13 protein-coding genes and 1 other RNA gene are annotated in these 15,158 nt (G+C 64.9%); 2 read left to right on the top strand and 12 right to left on the bottom strand.

Annotation, left to right across the window (positions count from 1 at the left end):
• Nucleotides 1-185 precede the first annotated feature (185 nt).
• The 12 genes from rny to DESPIGER_RS01065 all read right to left on the bottom strand — a co-directional run bounded on the left by rny (nucleotide 186) and on the right by DESPIGER_RS01065 (nucleotide 13,202).
• Nucleotides 186-1,736 carry a ribonuclease Y gene (gene rny / locus DESPIGER_RS01120; protein WP_231927598.1) on the bottom strand — a complete coding sequence of 517 codons (1,551 nt, stop codon included), beginning with the start codon at nucleotides 1,734-1,736 and terminating at the stop codon, nucleotides 186-188.
• 177 nt (nucleotides 1,737-1,913) lie between these two features.
• A non-coding RNA gene (gene ssrS, locus DESPIGER_RS01115) (6S RNA) lies at nucleotides 1,914-2,092 on the bottom strand.
• A 17-nt stretch (nucleotides 2,093-2,109) separates the two neighbouring features.
• Nucleotides 2,110-2,388 carry a cell division protein ZapA gene (zapA, locus tag DESPIGER_RS01110; RefSeq protein ID WP_072331948.1) on the bottom strand — a complete coding sequence of 93 codons (279 nt, stop codon included), beginning with the start codon at nucleotides 2,386-2,388 and terminating at the stop codon, nucleotides 2,110-2,112.
• Between the two features lie 8 nt (nucleotides 2,389-2,396).
• Nucleotides 2,397-2,642, bottom strand: coding sequence for a DUF904 domain-containing protein (locus tag DESPIGER_RS01105; protein ID WP_072331945.1), 246 nt, complete (start codon nucleotides 2,640-2,642; stop codon nucleotides 2,397-2,399).
• Between the two features lie 322 nt (nucleotides 2,643-2,964).
• Entirely contained in the window at nucleotides 2,965-4,320 is a 1,356-nt protein-coding gene (glmU, locus tag DESPIGER_RS01100; RefSeq protein ID WP_072331943.1) for a bifunctional UDP-N-acetylglucosamine diphosphorylase/glucosamine-1-phosphate N-acetyltransferase GlmU, read from the bottom strand.
• Between the two features lie 394 nt (nucleotides 4,321-4,714).
• A complete protein-coding gene (clpB, locus tag DESPIGER_RS01095; RefSeq protein WP_072331940.1) occupies nucleotides 4,715-7,315 on the bottom strand; it encodes an ATP-dependent chaperone ClpB in 2,601 nt (866 codons plus the stop codon).
• Nucleotides 7,316-7,518: 203 nt separating this feature from the next.
• Nucleotides 7,519-7,821, bottom strand: a complete 303-nt coding sequence (locus DESPIGER_RS01090) for a chaperone modulator CbpM (protein ID WP_072331938.1) — start codon at nucleotides 7,819-7,821, stop codon at nucleotides 7,519-7,521.
• A gap of 15 nt (nucleotides 7,822-7,836) precedes the next feature.
• Complete coding sequence (locus DESPIGER_RS01085; protein ID WP_072337451.1) at nucleotides 7,837-8,760, bottom strand: J domain-containing protein; 924 nt, start codon at nucleotides 8,758-8,760, stop codon at nucleotides 7,837-7,839.
• A gap of 312 nt (nucleotides 8,761-9,072) precedes the next feature.
• Complete coding sequence (gene secF / locus DESPIGER_RS01080) at nucleotides 9,073-10,173, bottom strand: protein translocase subunit SecF (RefSeq protein ID WP_072331936.1); 1,101 nt, start codon at nucleotides 10,171-10,173, stop codon at nucleotides 9,073-9,075.
• Nucleotides 10,174-10,191: 18 nt separating this feature from the next.
• Entirely contained in the window at nucleotides 10,192-11,772 is a 1,581-nt protein-coding gene (secD, locus tag DESPIGER_RS01075) for a protein translocase subunit SecD (protein WP_072331933.1), read from the bottom strand.
• 154 nt (nucleotides 11,773-11,926) lie between these two features.
• Nucleotides 11,927-12,262 (bottom strand): preprotein translocase subunit YajC, encoded by a 336-nt coding sequence (gene yajC / locus DESPIGER_RS01070; protein ID WP_083575236.1) that lies wholly within the window; start codon nucleotides 12,260-12,262, stop codon nucleotides 11,927-11,929.
• 181 nt (nucleotides 12,263-12,443) lie between these two features.
• Nucleotides 12,444-13,202 carry an alpha/beta hydrolase gene (locus DESPIGER_RS01065; protein ID WP_072331927.1) on the bottom strand — a complete coding sequence of 253 codons (759 nt, stop codon included), beginning with the start codon at nucleotides 13,200-13,202 and terminating at the stop codon, nucleotides 12,444-12,446.
• Nucleotides 13,203-13,280: 78 nt separating this feature from the next.
• On the opposite strand from DESPIGER_RS01065, the gene DESPIGER_RS01060 reads away from it, so the two are divergent.
• Nucleotides 13,281-14,609: an amidohydrolase gene (locus DESPIGER_RS01060; RefSeq protein ID WP_072331924.1), complete on the top strand. Its 1,329-nt coding sequence runs from the start codon at nucleotides 13,281-13,283 to the stop codon at nucleotides 14,607-14,609.
• Between the two features lie 166 nt (nucleotides 14,610-14,775).
• A complete protein-coding gene (locus DESPIGER_RS01055) occupies nucleotides 14,776-15,039 on the top strand; it encodes a PxxKW family cysteine-rich protein (protein WP_072331921.1) in 264 nt (87 codons plus the stop codon).
• Nucleotides 15,040-15,158 lie beyond the last annotated feature (119 nt).

Below are 15,158 nucleotides of genomic sequence, written 5' to 3'. Positions count from 1 at the left end.
ATGCCGTCCGCCTGTACGGAACGAAGGAACGAGACGCAAAGACCATTGTCACGCCCCGGCAGCGACAGGACAGGAGCCACCATACCCAGGCCGGCACATATCCCGGACCCACGGCAAGGGCCCTGGCAAAGCAAAAGGCGGCCACCGAAGTGACCGCCCTGAATGAGGCCTGTTTTCGCTCCGCCCTACTTGGCAAAGCCCATGGCACGGCGTTCGCGGATGACCGTCACCCGGATCTGGCCCGGATAGGTCAGGTTTTTTTCGATCTTCTCCGCAATGTCCTTGCACAGCAGATAGGTGGCATCGTCGTCCACGTTGTCCGGGTTGACCATGACCCGGATCTCGCGGCCCGCCTGGATGGCGTACGCCTTGGACACGCCCTCGAAGCTGGTGGCGATGCCCTCCAGTTCTTCCAGGCGTTTGACGTAGTTTTCCAGCAATTCCTTGCGCGCGCCGGGGCGGGCACCGGAGATGGAGTCAGCCGCCTGCACCAGCACGGCCAGGGCCGTCGAGGGGCGCTGATCCTCATGGTGCGCGGCGATGGCATGGACGATGTCCTTGCCCTCGTTGTACTTTTTGGCGATATCGGCGCCAATGAGGGCATGGGGCCCTTCGACTTCATGGTCGACGGCCTTGCCGATATCATGCAGCAGACCGGCGCGCTTGGCCTTTTTGACATCCATGCCCAGTTCCGCGGCCATCATGCCGCACAGGGCAGAGACCTCCAGGGAGTGCTGCAGCACGTTCTGGGTGAAGGACGTACGGTAACGCAGCTGGCCCAGCAGGCGGATGATCTCGGGATGGATGCCGTGCACCCCGGCATCAAACGTGGCCTGTTCGCCCACCTCGCGCACCTGGGCATCCAGTTCCTGCTCGCATTTCTGGACGATGTCCTCGATGCGGGCGGGATGGATGCGGCCATCCTGGATCAGGCGCTCCAGGGCCATCTTGGCCACCTGACGGCGCAGCGGACTGTACGCGGACAGGATGACGGTCTCCGGCGTATCGTCGATGATGAGGTCCACACCGGTGGCGGCTTCGAGAGCGCGGATGTTGCGCCCCTCACGTCCGATGATGCGTCCTTTCATGTCTTCGCTGGGCAGGGACACCGCCGTGACGGTCTGCTCATTGACGTAGTCCCCGGCATAGCGCTGGATGACGTTGCACAGGATCTCCTTGGCCTTGCGGTCGGCGGTCTCCTTGGCCTCCGTCTCTATCTGGCGGATCATCTTGGCCGATTCATGGCGGGTCTTGGCTTCCACTTCGGCGAACAGACGGGCCTTGGCTTCTTCCGCCGTCAGGCCGGCGATCTCGGAAAGGCGCTGTTCTTCCTCATCGATGCGTGTCTGCAGAAACTCTTCCGACTCGGCCAGCTGGCGTTCCTTGCGGGACAGATCCTTTTCTGCGGCAAGCAGCTCATGCTCCTTGGCCGTGGCCTTTTCCAGCTTTTCTTCCAGCCGGCTGCCCATCTCTTCCAGCTTGCGCTCACGCAGTTTGACTTCGCGTTCGCGTTCCTTGAATTCGTTCTCCAGCTCACGTTTCTGGTTGAAAAGGTCATCCTGCCCCTGGATGAGGATTTCCTTCTTCTGCGCCTGGGCCTCCTTGCGCGCTTCTTCCACGATGCGCTTGGCCAGCTCGTCAGCGTCGCCGATACGCTTGGTGGTCACACTTTTGTGCACCAGCGCACCGACCAGCAGACCGGCCACCGCGGCCAGGGCCAGCCATACAATATCCATAAAGTCCATAACCATCCTCTATAATCAACGGGGATCACCCGGGTATCATAAATGGCGGAAGCCAGTCTCCGCACGAGGTCAACTGGCGGGGACTGGCTTCTGACCGCAAAAACGGCATAAGGATGGCTGCAGGCAAAGACCACGCCGGAGCGTGCAGGGAGTACGGTGCAGGACAGAAAAATCCCCAGAGCGCCGTGTCATGACTTCGATGCAGAACCTGGTCTCCCAGGGGGGGGCCGTGTACTTTTCTACAGGCTTCCCGTAAACGGGCGTGCTCACAAAAAGCAGGGACAGCTCCCGATTTTATGCTTGTAAGGTCAGCACCGAGTCATAAATCACGCACACTCCAGGGAAATATGCTGTCATTGATGACTTAAACGGACTCTTCTTCTATCTTTGAAAGCATGGCTTCGATGCGATTCTGCACATCGTCCAGCTTTTTTTGCGATTGCAACAAATCATCCGCCAGACCAAGAGCCAGAACCGTCAGCAGAATATCTTTGTTACTCTGCATGCCGTGTGACCTCAGTTTCTGGTCTGCAAACCGTTCTTCCACAAGAGCGATGGCCTCATGCACACGCTCCATGTCGGCACTGTGGCGGAACGTGACCGCAGTGCCAAGAACGGTAAGGTTAAAGTGTTCCTGACTCACTCGAAAACCTACTCGGCGCTTTCATGCTCCTGGATAAGTCTCAGCAGAGCATCCATGCGGTTGATGGCATCGCCCCGCACCTGCTCTTCTTTGCTCAGGTTCTCGCGCAGTTCGCGGTTTTCTTCTTCCAAAGACATCTTCGCGGCGATAGTGGCCTCAAGTTCGGAATGGAGACGACGGGTCTCCGCCAGAAGCTGGGCTTTCTGTTCCAAAAGGGCCAGTACCTGCGTTTCGAGTTGCTCTAGTGCTTCCATGATTCTGGGTATAGCACCGGCCCCTACCGATGGCAAGGCGGCCCCTGCGGCAAATCACGATTCCATGCAGGGGTAATCCGCCGTTTTTCTTTGCCATTCAACGAAATTTCCTTCTCTGGAAAAAGAAAAAACTTTTCCTGCGTACCCCACGCAAAGAGGGAGGCTCCGGGCCTCCCCCAAAGGATTTTTTTGTCCGGGGCGCTTTCCCCGGGGCCGGAGCCGCCCGGGCAGTCAGCCAGATGCCTGATGCCGCCGCACGACAGCCGGCCCGCCCGCAGCGGGCAGGCACCGCCGGGAGCTTTCCCCTGCCCTGGCGGGACGATCAGACAGCTTTGCGCGGCAGGTTCTTCTGCCGGCCGCGGGCGATGCCCATCTCACCATCGGGCACGTCCTTGGTGATGACCGAGCCCGCACCGATCAGCGCGCCGTCGCCCACGCGCACCGGCGCCACCAGGGCCGTATTGCTGCCGATGAAGGCCCCTTCGCCGATGGTGGTCTTGAACTTGTGCTTGCCGTCATAGTTGCAGGTGATGGTGCCCGCGCCGATATTGGTGCCCGCGCCGATCTCGGAATCCCCCAGATAGGTCAGGTGGTTGGCCTTGGCGCCCTTGCCCAGGCGGGATTTTTTGAGCTCCACGAAGTTGCCCACATGCGAGGCCTCTTCCAGTACGGCGCCGGGCCGCAGGCGGGCATAGGGGCCCACCAGGGCGGCCTCGCCCACATGGGCATCCTCAAAATGGCAGAAGGAGCGGATCTCCGCCCCGGCTTCGATGACGGTATCGCGCAGCACGCAATGGGAGTCGATGCGGGCGCCCCGGCGCACCACGCTGCGGCCGTAGATCTCGCACGGGCCCGTGATCTCCGCGCCCGGTTCCACCGTGGCCAGCGGGCTGATCCGTACCAGCGCGGGCGCATGCAGCATCACGCCGGAACGCAGCAGGCCGTCCACCACACGCCCACGCAAACACTCTTCGCTGCGGGAAAGTTCCAGGGGCGAATTGACGCCCATCAGGCTCTCGTCCCGGCCGCACTGCACGCCCTGCACCTTGCAGCCCTCGGCCACGGCCAGGGAGATGAGGTCGGTGATGTAGTATTCGCCGCTCTTGTTGGCATTGCCGATGCGCGGCAGCAGACGGGCCGCCAGATCCAGGCGCACGCAGTACATGCCCGCGTTGACCTCGTGCGGTTCGGGCCCGTACAGCGCGGGGTCGTAGTCCTTGGCCTCCACGATGGCCCGCACGCCGCCCCCGGCGGCACGCACCACCCGGCCATAGGCGGCGGGATCGTCCAGCTCGATGGTGGCAAAGGCCAGGTCGGCCCCTGCCGAGGCCTCCACGAAGTGGCGCACCACGTCCTCGGAGAGCAATGGCGTATCGCCGTTGACCACCAGCACACGCTCGCACTGTCCCTCCAGCGCGGGCATGGCCTGCATCAGGGCATGGCCCGTGCCCAGCTGCTGCTCCTGGCGGACGAAGGCCGCGTCCGGGAAGGCGGCCTCCACCATGCCCGCCTGATGGCCCACCACCACCAGCACGCGCCCGTCGAACACGGGGCGGACGGCTTCCAGCACATAGCGCAGCATGGGTTCACCCAGGACGGTCTGCAGTACTTTGGGTTTGTCGGAATGCATGCGGGTGCCCTTGCCCGCGGCCAGAATGAGGGCGGCAGTTTGCAACATGGTGGCTCCTTGCGAAAAAGATGGGGAGAAAATAGCCCCTCAGCCCGCAAAGGGCAAGCTGATGGATACGGGGGGGAGGAAAGGCCCTTTTGGCCAAGTCCCCCCTTTCCCCTCGCACTCCCCTTTTCCTCCCCGAAAACGTTTGCTCTGGAGGATGACGGGCGGTATGGGCGCCAGGAGCGGACACACGGCCGCAGGTCCCCCGCCTGGGGGAACGGATCGGCGGAATCGTGCGGACATGCTTTGGGGGGAAAGCACTGCCCCGCTTTGGTCATTCCGACGGAGCACAAAGACGGGCAGGATACGAAAAAGGCGGCCCCGAAGGGCCGCCTTTGCTGTGCGGATCATCCCGGCAGGCTGGCAGGCAGACATGCCGGAACGACTTTGTTCAGGCTCAGGCGTTCTGGAAGACCAGTTCGCCGTCGCGCACGTCGATCTGGACGGTCTGACCATCCAGGATACGGCCGCTGACCAGCTCGCGGGCCAGGGGCGTTTCCACATACTGCTGCATGTAGCGCTTGAGCGGACGCGCGCCGTACACGGGGTCGTAGGCTTCGCCGGCGATGAATTCGCGGGCGGCATCCGTGATGCCCAGCGTGATCTTGCGTTCTTCCAGACGCTTGCGCAGGCGATCCATCTGCAGGTCCACGATGCGCGTCACCTGGTCGCGCCGCAGGGGCAGGAAGAGCACGGTCTCGTCCACACGGTTCAGGAATTCCGGCCGGAAGTGGCGGCGCAGCTCTTCCATCACCGCCTCCCGGGCGCCTTCCTTCAGGCTGCCGTCCTCACCGATGCCGTCCAGCAGATGCGGCGAACCGATGTTGGACGTCATGATGACGATGCAGTTGCGGAAGTCCACGGTACGGCCCTGGCTGTCGGTCAGACGGCCATCGTCCAGCAGCTGCAGCAGGGTGTTGAAGACGTCGGGATGCGCCTTTTCGATCTCGTCGAACAGCACCACGGAGTACGGCTTGCGGCGCACGGCCTCGGTGAGCTGGCCGCCTTCATCATAGCCCACATATCCTGGAGGCGCACCGATGAGGCGGGACACGGAGTGCTTTTCCATGTACTCGCTCATGTCCAGACGCACCATGTTGTCCTCGGTGTCGAACAGGGCTTCGGCCAGGGTCTTGCACAGTTCGGTCTTGCCCACGCCCGTGGGGCCCAGGAAGATGAACGAGCCCGTGGGACGCGCGGGGTCGGACAGACCGGCACGGGCACGCAGCACGGCATCGGCCACGGCCTGCACGGCTTCATCCTGGCCCACCACACGCTTGTGCAGCTGATCGGCCAGATGCAGCAGCTTTTCGCGTTCGGATTCCATGAGCCGGGTCACCGGGATGCCCGTCCATTTGGCCACGATCTCGGCCACGTCGTCGGGGCGCACTTCTTCCTTGAGCAGACGCGGCCCGTCGGCACCGGCGGCACTGGAGGCCTCGGCCAGCTGTTTTTCCAGGGCCAGCAGGGTGGAGTATTTGAGCTCGGCGGCCTTGTTGAGGTCATAGGCCCGTTCGGCCTGCTCGATGGCCAGCTTGGTCTGCTCGATCTTCTCCTTGATGCCGCGCACGCTGTCGATGGCGCTCTTTTCCTTTTCCCACTGCTGGCGCAGCTCGCCCTGCTGCACCCGCAGCTCGCCCAGTTCGCTTTCCAGCTTTTCCAGGCGGTCGCGGGAGGCATCGTCGGTCTCGCGGCGCAGGGCCTCACGCTCGATCTCCAGCTGCATGACCTTGCGGTTCACCTCGTCCAGATCGGACGGCAGGGAGTCGATCTCGGTACGGATCAGGGCCGCGGCCTCGTCGATGAGGTCGATGGCCTTGTCCGGCAGCTGACGGTCCGTGATGTAGCGGTGCGACAGGGTCACGGCCTCCACGATGGCGGAGTCGCTGATGCGCACGCCGTGGTGGACCTCAAAGCGTTCCTTCAGGCCACGCAGGATGGAGATGGCGTCCTCCACCGTGGGCTCGTCCACCAGCACGGGCTGGAAACGGCGTTCCAGGGCCGGATCCTTTTCGATGTACTTGCGGTACTCGTCCAGGGTGGTGGCGCCGATGCAGTGCAGTTCGCCACGGGCCAGCATGGGCTTGAGCAGGTTGCCCGCGTCCATGGAGCCTTCGGTCTTGCCCGCGCCCACGATGGTGTGCAGCTCGTCGATGAAGAGGATGATCTTGCCTTCGCTCTTCTCCACTTCATTGAGCACGGCCTTGAGGCGTTCCTCGAATTCGCCGCGGTACTTGGCACCGGCGATCAGCGCGCCCATGTCCAGGGCGTAGAGCTTGTGGCCGCGCAGGCCTTCAGGCACGTCGCCCTTGACGATACGGAAGGCCAGGCCTTCCACGATAGCCGTCTTGCCCACCCCGGCCTCACCGATGAGCACGGGGTTGTTCTTGGTACGGCGGGACAGGATGCGCACCACCCGGCGGATCTCGGCATCACGGCCGATGACGGGGTCCATCTTGCCCTGACGGGCGGCTTCCACCAGGTCACGGGCGTACTTGCTCAGGGCCTCCACCGTATCCTCGGGGGTGGGGCTGGTCACCCGCGCGCCGCCGCGCAGGCTCTCCATGGCCTGGCCGAAGCTGGCGCGGCTGATGTTGTATTCCTTGAAGACCTCGCCCAGCGGCGTGCCGGGCGCGTTCTCGGCCAGCGCGGCGAACAGATGGTCCACGCTGACGTATTCGTCCTTCATGCGCCGGGATTCGTTCTCCGCGTCGCCAAGCACCTTGGCCAGGCGCTGGGTGATGGAGATGCGGTTGGGGTCCATGCCGCCGCCGGAGACGGAGGGACGCTTGCGCAGTTTTTCCTCCACGGCCACGGCCAGGGCGGCGGTCTGCACGCCCATCTGCTCCAGGATGCGGGGCACGATGCCCTGTTCCTGACGGATCAGGGCCAGCGCCAGATGCTCGCTGTCGATATCCTGATGGCCCATGCCCACGGCGATGCTTTGCGCCTGGGTCACGGCCTCGCGGGCTTTTTCCGTGAATTTGTTGATGTCCATATATCCTCCACAATGCCGCTATGGACGGGGCCCGTCATGCGGGCCGCCCCACGGCGGAAGGTAAGCAAAATCTTTTTTGTGCGCGGGCCACGCGGGCGGCGGGCTTCAGAGGGCCCGGAGCCTGTCCGGGCGGCGGCACAGGGCCGGAGAGGTCTGCGGGCCGCCGCACGGATCCGTGTCCGCGGGCTTTCCGGCACAGGGGATCAGTCTTCAAATCCCTGCAGTTCGCGTACCTTGTGCTCCAGCGCGTCGATGCGCTCCAGCAGGTCCACGATGATGGTGCCGCCCACCACGGGCAGCTCGAAGTCACAGCAGATGCGTTCCAGTTTGCGCACACGGTAGATGTCCGCGTCACGGAAGAACTGGACGCTCCCCTCCGTGCGGCTTTCCAGCCAGCCCAGGGCCATCAGCTCACGCAGACGCTCGGGCGCGATGCCGGTACTTGCCATGAATTCCTCGCAGGCCATGACCACGGTGGTCATGTCGTCTCTGTCAGACGTGCTCATATCACAACCTCCATCCTAGCCGCGGGCCCGGAAGGACGACGTGTCCGCCAGCTGCTGCCACAGGGCCTTCTCCTTGTCCGAAAGCTGCCCGGGCACCCGGATCATCACGCGGGCCAGCAGGTCGCCGCGGTGCTGTGCCGAACCAAGCCCCTTGCCGCGCAGGCGGAACTTGCGCCCCGAGGACGAACCGGCGGGGATGTTCATCTCCACCTGGCCTTCCAGGGTGGGCACGGGCACACGGGCACCCAGGGCCGCCTCCCACGGGGCCAGGATCACGTCGCACTGCAGGTTGTCGCCGTCCACCTTGAACACGGGATGCGGCAGATAGCGCACCCGCAGGAACAGGTCGCCGGGCGCGCCGCCGGGCGCGGGCTCGCCCTGCCCGCCCAGACGCAGCTTGGCGCCCTCGCGGATGCCGGAGGGCACGTTCACCTCCAGCGTCTTGGGACCGAAGGACGTCTGCAGGCTCACGCTGCGGCGGCCGCCACGGGCCACCTCTTCCAGCGTCAGGGGCAGCTCGGCCTCCACGTCACGGCCGCGACGCGGCTGCTGCTGCCGGAACCCCCCGAACGGGTCGCCGCCGAAACGGCTGCCGCGCCCGCCGAACAGGGTCTCGAAAAAGTCCGAGAAGCCCGCACCGTCGAAATTCTGGCCGTTGAAGTTGAAGTGCATATTTTCAAAGCCCGGAGCGCCCTGGAACTGCTGGCCATGCTGCCAGTTGGGGCCGAGCTGATCGTACATACGCCGCTTTTCAGGGTCTTTGAGCACTTCGTAGGCTTCGTTGATATCCTTGAATTTCTCTTCGGCCTGCTTGTTGCCCGGGTTCAGGTCCGGGTGGTACTTGCGGGCCAGCTTCTTGTAGGCTCTGGCAATCTCGTCCGCACCGGCGGAACGCTCCACGCCCAGAAGTTTGTAATAATCCTTGTATTCTACTGCCATGATGCTCTCCCCCAATCGGGTCTTCTTGCCAATAGGTAAGACGTTCTTGCCCGGCGTCAAGAAACCGTCACACAAAAAATATTCTCCGGCATCGCCCCCTGTCCGGCCGGGGCACAGCAGCCATGCGGGGGCGCTCCCCGGCCCGGGGGCCGCCCCCCGCATGGCCGGGAGCAGACACGGCCTCCCCGCCGGCAGACGCTCCCTGCCCGAGCGCCGCAGGCGCTGGGCGGCAGGCCGGGGCGCGCAAAAAAAGCCGGGAAGGACCAACGTCCCTCCCGGCCATGAGATCAGGCTCCGGTGTGCCCGGAACGGCTAGACGATGCCGTGCTCGCCAGGCTTTTCATACACGGGGCGCTCCTGCTGGTGCACATAGAACTCCGTGTCGCCCAGGGCCAGCAGGACGGCCGAAGACACATAGATGGACGATGCCGTGCCCACGAACACGCCGATGAGCATGGTCAGGGCGAAGTCGTGGATCACACCGCCGCCCAGCAGGTACAGGGCCAGGGTCGCCACAAAGGTGGTACCGCTGGTCAGGATGGTACGGGACAGGGTCTGGTTGACGCTGCGGTTGATGAGGGAGGCCAGGGGCTGCTTGGGCGCGGCCCGCAGGTTCTCGCGCAGGCGGTCATAGACGATGATGGTGTCGTTGAGCGAGTAGCCCACCAGGGTCAGCAGGGCCGCCATGACGTTGAGGTCGATCTCCACGTTCATGAGCGACAGCAGGCCCACCGTGATGAACACGTCATGGATGAGGCCCACCAGGGCGCCCAGGGCGAAGTTGAGCTTGAGGACGAAGCAGACCACCAGGGTGATGCCCAGGGCCACCAGCACCAGCCAGCCCATGCCCAGGCCCGTGAGCCCGGCCAGGTACATGCCGCCCCAGAGGACGGCGGCCATGGCCACACCGGCCATCCAGCGCTGTTCGAAGCGGCCGGAGATGTACACGGCGATGAGCAGGGTCGCATAATACAGGGCGCCCAGGGCCTTGTTGGTCAGGTCGTCACCGACCTTGGGGCCCACCATTTCAAGGCGCTGGATCTCCACATCGTTGCCGGGGAAAGCCTTGGCCAGAGCGGCCAGCACACTGGTGCGCAGGGCCGCGGCATCGGTGTTTTCGGCCGAGGAGAAGCGCAGCAGGTAATCACGCGCGCCCTCGCCGAAGCGCTGGGTGCTGATGCCCGGCAGCTCGGGGATGTCCAGGCTCTTTTTCAGGACCTCGTCCTCCACGGGCTGGGCGAACTGCACCTGCACGATGACGCCGCCGGCGAAGTCGATGCCCATGCGCAGGCCATTGCCCCACAGCGCCGATCCCAGCCCCACCAGAAGCAGCAGGATCGAGATGGCGTAAGCGATATGGCGCTTGCCGATAAAATCTATCTTGGTGTCATGCTTGATGAATGCGAAAGCCATGATTCTCTCCCGGCCAGCCTAGATGCTGATGCCCTTGGGGCCGCACTTGCGCGCCCAGTATTCAAAGATGGCCCGCGACACGAAAATGGCCGTGAACATGGAAGCCACGATACCCAGCGACAGCGTGACCGCAAAACCGCGGATGGGGCCCGTGCCGAACTGGTACAGGATCACCGTGGCGATGATGGTGGTCAGGTTCGAGTCGGTGATGGAGATGGTGGCGCGCTCGAAACCGGCCTTGACGGCCGCCAGGGGCGAAAGGCCCAGATGCAGTTCCTCGCGTATGCGTTCGTAGATCAGCACGTTGGCGTCCACGGCCATACCGATGGTCAGCACGATGCCGGCGATGCCGGGCAGGGTCAGGGTGGCGCCGAAGGCGGCCATGCCCGCCATGACGATGAGCATGGTGAAGCAGAGCATGACGTCGGCGATGACGCCGCTCATTCCGTAGTAGATGGCCATGAACACGACCACGGCGGCGGCACCCACCAGGGCGGCGTTGATGCCGCTGTCGATGGATTCCTGGCCCAGGGAAGGGCCGACGGTGCGTTCTTCCAGCACCGACACGGGCGCGGGCAGCGAACCGGCACGCAGCACGATGGCCAGGTCCGTGGCTTCCTGGGTGGTGAACTGGCCCGTGATGACGGCACGGCCGCCGGCGATGCGCTGCTGGATCACGGGCGCGGAGTAGACCTTGTTGTCCAGCACGATGGCCATGCGGCGGCCCACGTTCTCGCCCGTGATGTTCTCGAACAGGGTGGCGCCGCGGCTGTTGAAGCTCAGGCTGACGCTGGCGCGGTTCTTCTCGAAGGTGGGCTGGGCATCGGCCACGTCCTCACCGGAGAGCATGGTGTCCTTTTCCACCGCGATCAGGCGCGTGGCGGTCTCGCTGCCGTCATGGCCCTTCTCCAGCAGGGGCAGGGCCATGAAGCCGCTGGGCAGCACGGCCTTGTTGGGGTCCACATCGTCACGGACAAGGTGGAATTCCAGGTGGGCGGTCTGCCCCAGGATCTGCACGGCACGGCGCGGGTCGGACAGGCCGGGCAGCTGCACCTGGATGCGGTTGCCTTCCTGCTTGCGGATGTCGGGCTCGGCCACACCGAACTGGTCGATACGGTTGCGGATGGTCCGCAGGGCCTGGTCCAGGGACATGTCTTCGATGCGGCGGATCTCTTCGGGGCGGAACTCGGCCACATAGCGCAGGCCGGCTTCCGAGCGCCGGGGTTCGGCCACCTTCAGCTGGGGGAAATGCTTTTGCAGGATCTCCTGCAGCCTGGCCTCATCCTCCACACGCGGCAGGACAAATTCCAGTGTGTCATTGCCCACCACGCGGGGATGCAGCACGACGATCTTCTCGTCCTTGGCAAGGCGGCGGATATCCTGCCCGGCCAGCGCCAGCGAGTTGCTGACAGCCTTGGCCACGTCGACCCCCAGGGTCAGGTGGATGCCGCCCTTCAGGTCCAGGCCAAGGTTGATTTTTTTGGATGGTAGGACGTTTTCCAGCGCCGTACCGATATAGGGCACGCTGGGCAACGCATAGACAAGGCAGAGGCCGAACACGAGCACGGCCACGGCCAAGCGCGAGCGCAAACCAATCATTTGGGATACCTTCCGCACTTGATGGGGGATGTCCGTACAAACGGAAAGAGGCGGCCGGCCGGAGCCGGAGCCGCCGACACGGCCCGGCGCCCCCCTGCGGACAGGGAGACGCCTAAGCCGCAACCATTACCGATTCCGAAACAAGGACGGAATGCTATTTCTTTTCTTCGGCCTTGACTTCAGCCTTCTCGGCGCTCTTGCCGACCAGGCCGCCGATGGCGCCGCGGCTCATGCGCAGCTTGGCGTCACCACATTCGATGACCACTTCTTCTTCGCTGATCTCCATGATGCGGCCGATCAGGCCGCTGCTGGTCATCACGTGGTCGCCGCGCTTCAGTTCGGCCAGCATCTGCTTGTGGGCCTTGGCGCGCTTCTGCTGGGGACGGATCAGCAGGAACCAGAAGATGGCGAACATCAGGATCAGGGGAACAAACTGCATCAGCATGTCGCCACCGCTGGGGGCGGCGCCGCCGGCCTGGGGGGTACCCATGGCGAAAGCAACGGATTCAAACAACAAGACGAACCTCCAAAGGGATGCTGTAGGCAGGCCGCGCACTATGCGGGATGCCCGGGGTAACAAATTTTCAGCGCACAATCATATCCTGCTGCCCAAAAACTTGCAAGCCCTTCTCCTGAGCGGAAAAAACGGCATCCGGCGGCCGAAAAGCTCCTCAGCCCTCCAGCACGGCCCGGACGAAATCGCAGGCGATGCGCACCACCTCGCCCCGGCTCTCCCGGTGTGCCAGGGGCAGATGTCCGCCGTGCCGGCTGACCGTGCGCAGCACATGGGTCTCGGCCCTGCGGGAGGACGTGCAGATCCACTCCACGGCATTGCGGCGCGGGCAGCTGCTGTCGTGCCAGAGCTGGGCATAGCAGACCGGGACATCGCAGGCGGGCAGCAGGGCCCGCAGCCGGGGCTGCTCACGGGCGATCTCGGCCATGTGGCGCCAGCAGACCACCCGCTCGTGCCCCTGCCAGGGCGCTGTCTCCCGCGCGGCCTCGCTGCGCGGGGAACAGATCTCCACCGGCTGGCGCCAGGCTTTCCAGGCCAGCCGCCAGCGCAGGGCCCGCTCGCCCAGGCGGCCGGGGCGGGACGACCAGAAGAGCGGCGCGGCGAAGACCAGCAGGCAGCGGGGCGCGGGCAGGCCCCTCGCCCGGGCCCAGAAGAGCGTATCCAGCGCCAGCAGGCCGCCCAGGGAATAGCCCGCCAGCAGGGGCGGCTCCGGGCTCCGGCCGGCAAGGACGGCGTAGGCCTCATGGGCCGCCGCGCTCCACTGGCTCCAGCGGCTGCGCACGAAGGCCTCCCAGCCGGCACCATGCCCCGGCAGGCAGGGCGCATGGCACGCCACGCCCCATGCCGCCAGCCCTTGCGCCAGCGCGTCCATATCAGCGGGCCCTCCCCCCAGACCGTGAAGCAGCAGCGCGTCCATTCTTGCCCTCCCCGACGCATGAGGATACAACTACGCCTGTTTTTCCTGTCCGCAGACCTTAACCTGTCAGGAGCATCCATGCAAACCTGCGACACGCTTCTCCATGCCGGTGTCCTGCTGACCCAGGACGATGACCGGCGCGTCCTTGAAAACGCCGCCCTGGCCATCGACGGCGGGCGCATCGTCGCCCTGGGCTGCGGCCGGGATGTGACGGCCGCATGGCAGGCACGTGAAATCCTCGACCTTTCCGGCATGCTCGTCATGCCCGGCCTTGTCAACGCCCATACCCACGCGGCCATGACCTTCCTGCGGGGCCTGGCCGACGACATGCCGCTCATGGACTGGCTGCAGCAGAAGATCTTTCCCGTGGAACAGGGCCTGACGCCCGACCTGGTGCGCCTGGGCAGCCTGCTGGGCTTTGCCGAGATGCTGCGCACCGGCACCACGGCCTGCGTGGACATGTACATCTTCGAAGCCGCCGTGCTGGAAGCGGCGGACCGGGCAGGTCTGCGCTGCCTGGCCGGCGAGGGCGTGTTCAACTTTCCCTCGGCCTGCTGCCCCGATGCCGATGCGGCCCTGGCCTGCACCCGGGAGATGGCGCAGCGCTGGGCCGGGCATGACCGCCTGCATGTGGCCGTCATGCCCCACAGCGTCTATACCACCACGGCGGCGCAGCTCACGGCCTGCCGGGAGCTGGCCGACGAGCTGGGCCTGCCGCTGCACATCCATCTGGCCGAGACCCGGCAGGAAACGGCCCTGAGCCTGCAACAGCACGGCCTGCGCCCCGTGGCCCATGCCGACCGTCTGGGCCTGCTGCGCCCCGGGACCATCCTGGCCCATGTAGTGGACGTGGATGCTGACGAGATGGCCCTGCTGGCCCGGCGCGGCGTGAGCGTGGTTCACAACCCTTCTTCCAACATGAAGCTGGCTTCCGGGGTGGCGCCGGTGCCCGCCATGCTGGACGCCGGGGTACGGCTGGCCCTGGGCAGCGACGGGGCCGCCAGCAACAACCGGCTCAACATGTTCACGGAGATGGGCCGCGCCGCACTGCTGCACAAGGCGGCGGGCGATCCCGAGACCATGCCCGCCCGGACGGTGCTCGACATGGCCACACGCGGCGGTGCGGCGGCCCTGGGCAGCGACGGCGGCGTCCTTGCCGTGGGCTGTCCCGCGGACTGCATCGCGCTGGACCTTTCCGCGCCCAACATGCAGCCGCTGTTCAATGCGGCCTCCCACGCCGTCTACGCGGCCACAGGCATGGAAGTGGCCCTGACCATGGTGGCGGGCGAGGTCCTGTACCGCGACGGCCGCTTCAGCCGCTTCGACTACGCGGCCCTGTGTGCGGAAGTGCGCGAGATGCGCCGCTTCGTCCTGCGCCGTCTGGGCCTGCCCGAAACGGTGGCCTGAAGCCGCAGCCCCTTCGTCCCGCCTGCCGGGAATGTCCCCGGGCGGCAGCAGGGAGCCGCCCCGGGCGGGGATCCTGTGCACGGGGGGACTTGACACCATTGTTTTTTGGTCTATAGTGCCCCATTCAGACTGAAACGAAAGCGCTTCGGCGCATGGAGGTATCGTTATGGCTGCTCTGCTTAATGCCGTGAAAACCGCCGAAGGCGTGGTTGTGAACGGTTTTGTGGTTTCCCCCGTCATTGACAAGTGCGAAGGCTGTGACCGCATTCGCGAGTTTGAAGGCGAAAACTTCTGCTCCAGCTACGCCAGCCCCGCCAGCAAGTGGTCCGGTGGCCGCTGCAACTTCGCGACCCATGTGAAGGTGCAGGTCGCCGCCGCTGCCAAGGTCAACCCCCTGAAGGCGTCCAAGCGCGCCGCCAAGGGCCGCTAGATCATACGCGGCATGCGGGACGCGCCCGGCGCGGACATCCCGCACCGATTGCAATTTTCTGGCACATTGCACAGGGGAGGCTGTCGCGGCAGCCTCCCTTTTGTCATTTGTCCGCAGGG

Source organism: Desulfovibrio piger (genome assembly GCF_900116045.1).
Taxonomy (GTDB): domain Bacteria; phylum Desulfobacterota; class Desulfovibrionia; order Desulfovibrionales; family Desulfovibrionaceae; genus Desulfovibrio; species Desulfovibrio piger_A.
This window is presented reverse-complemented; position numbering and strand designations above follow the sequence as displayed.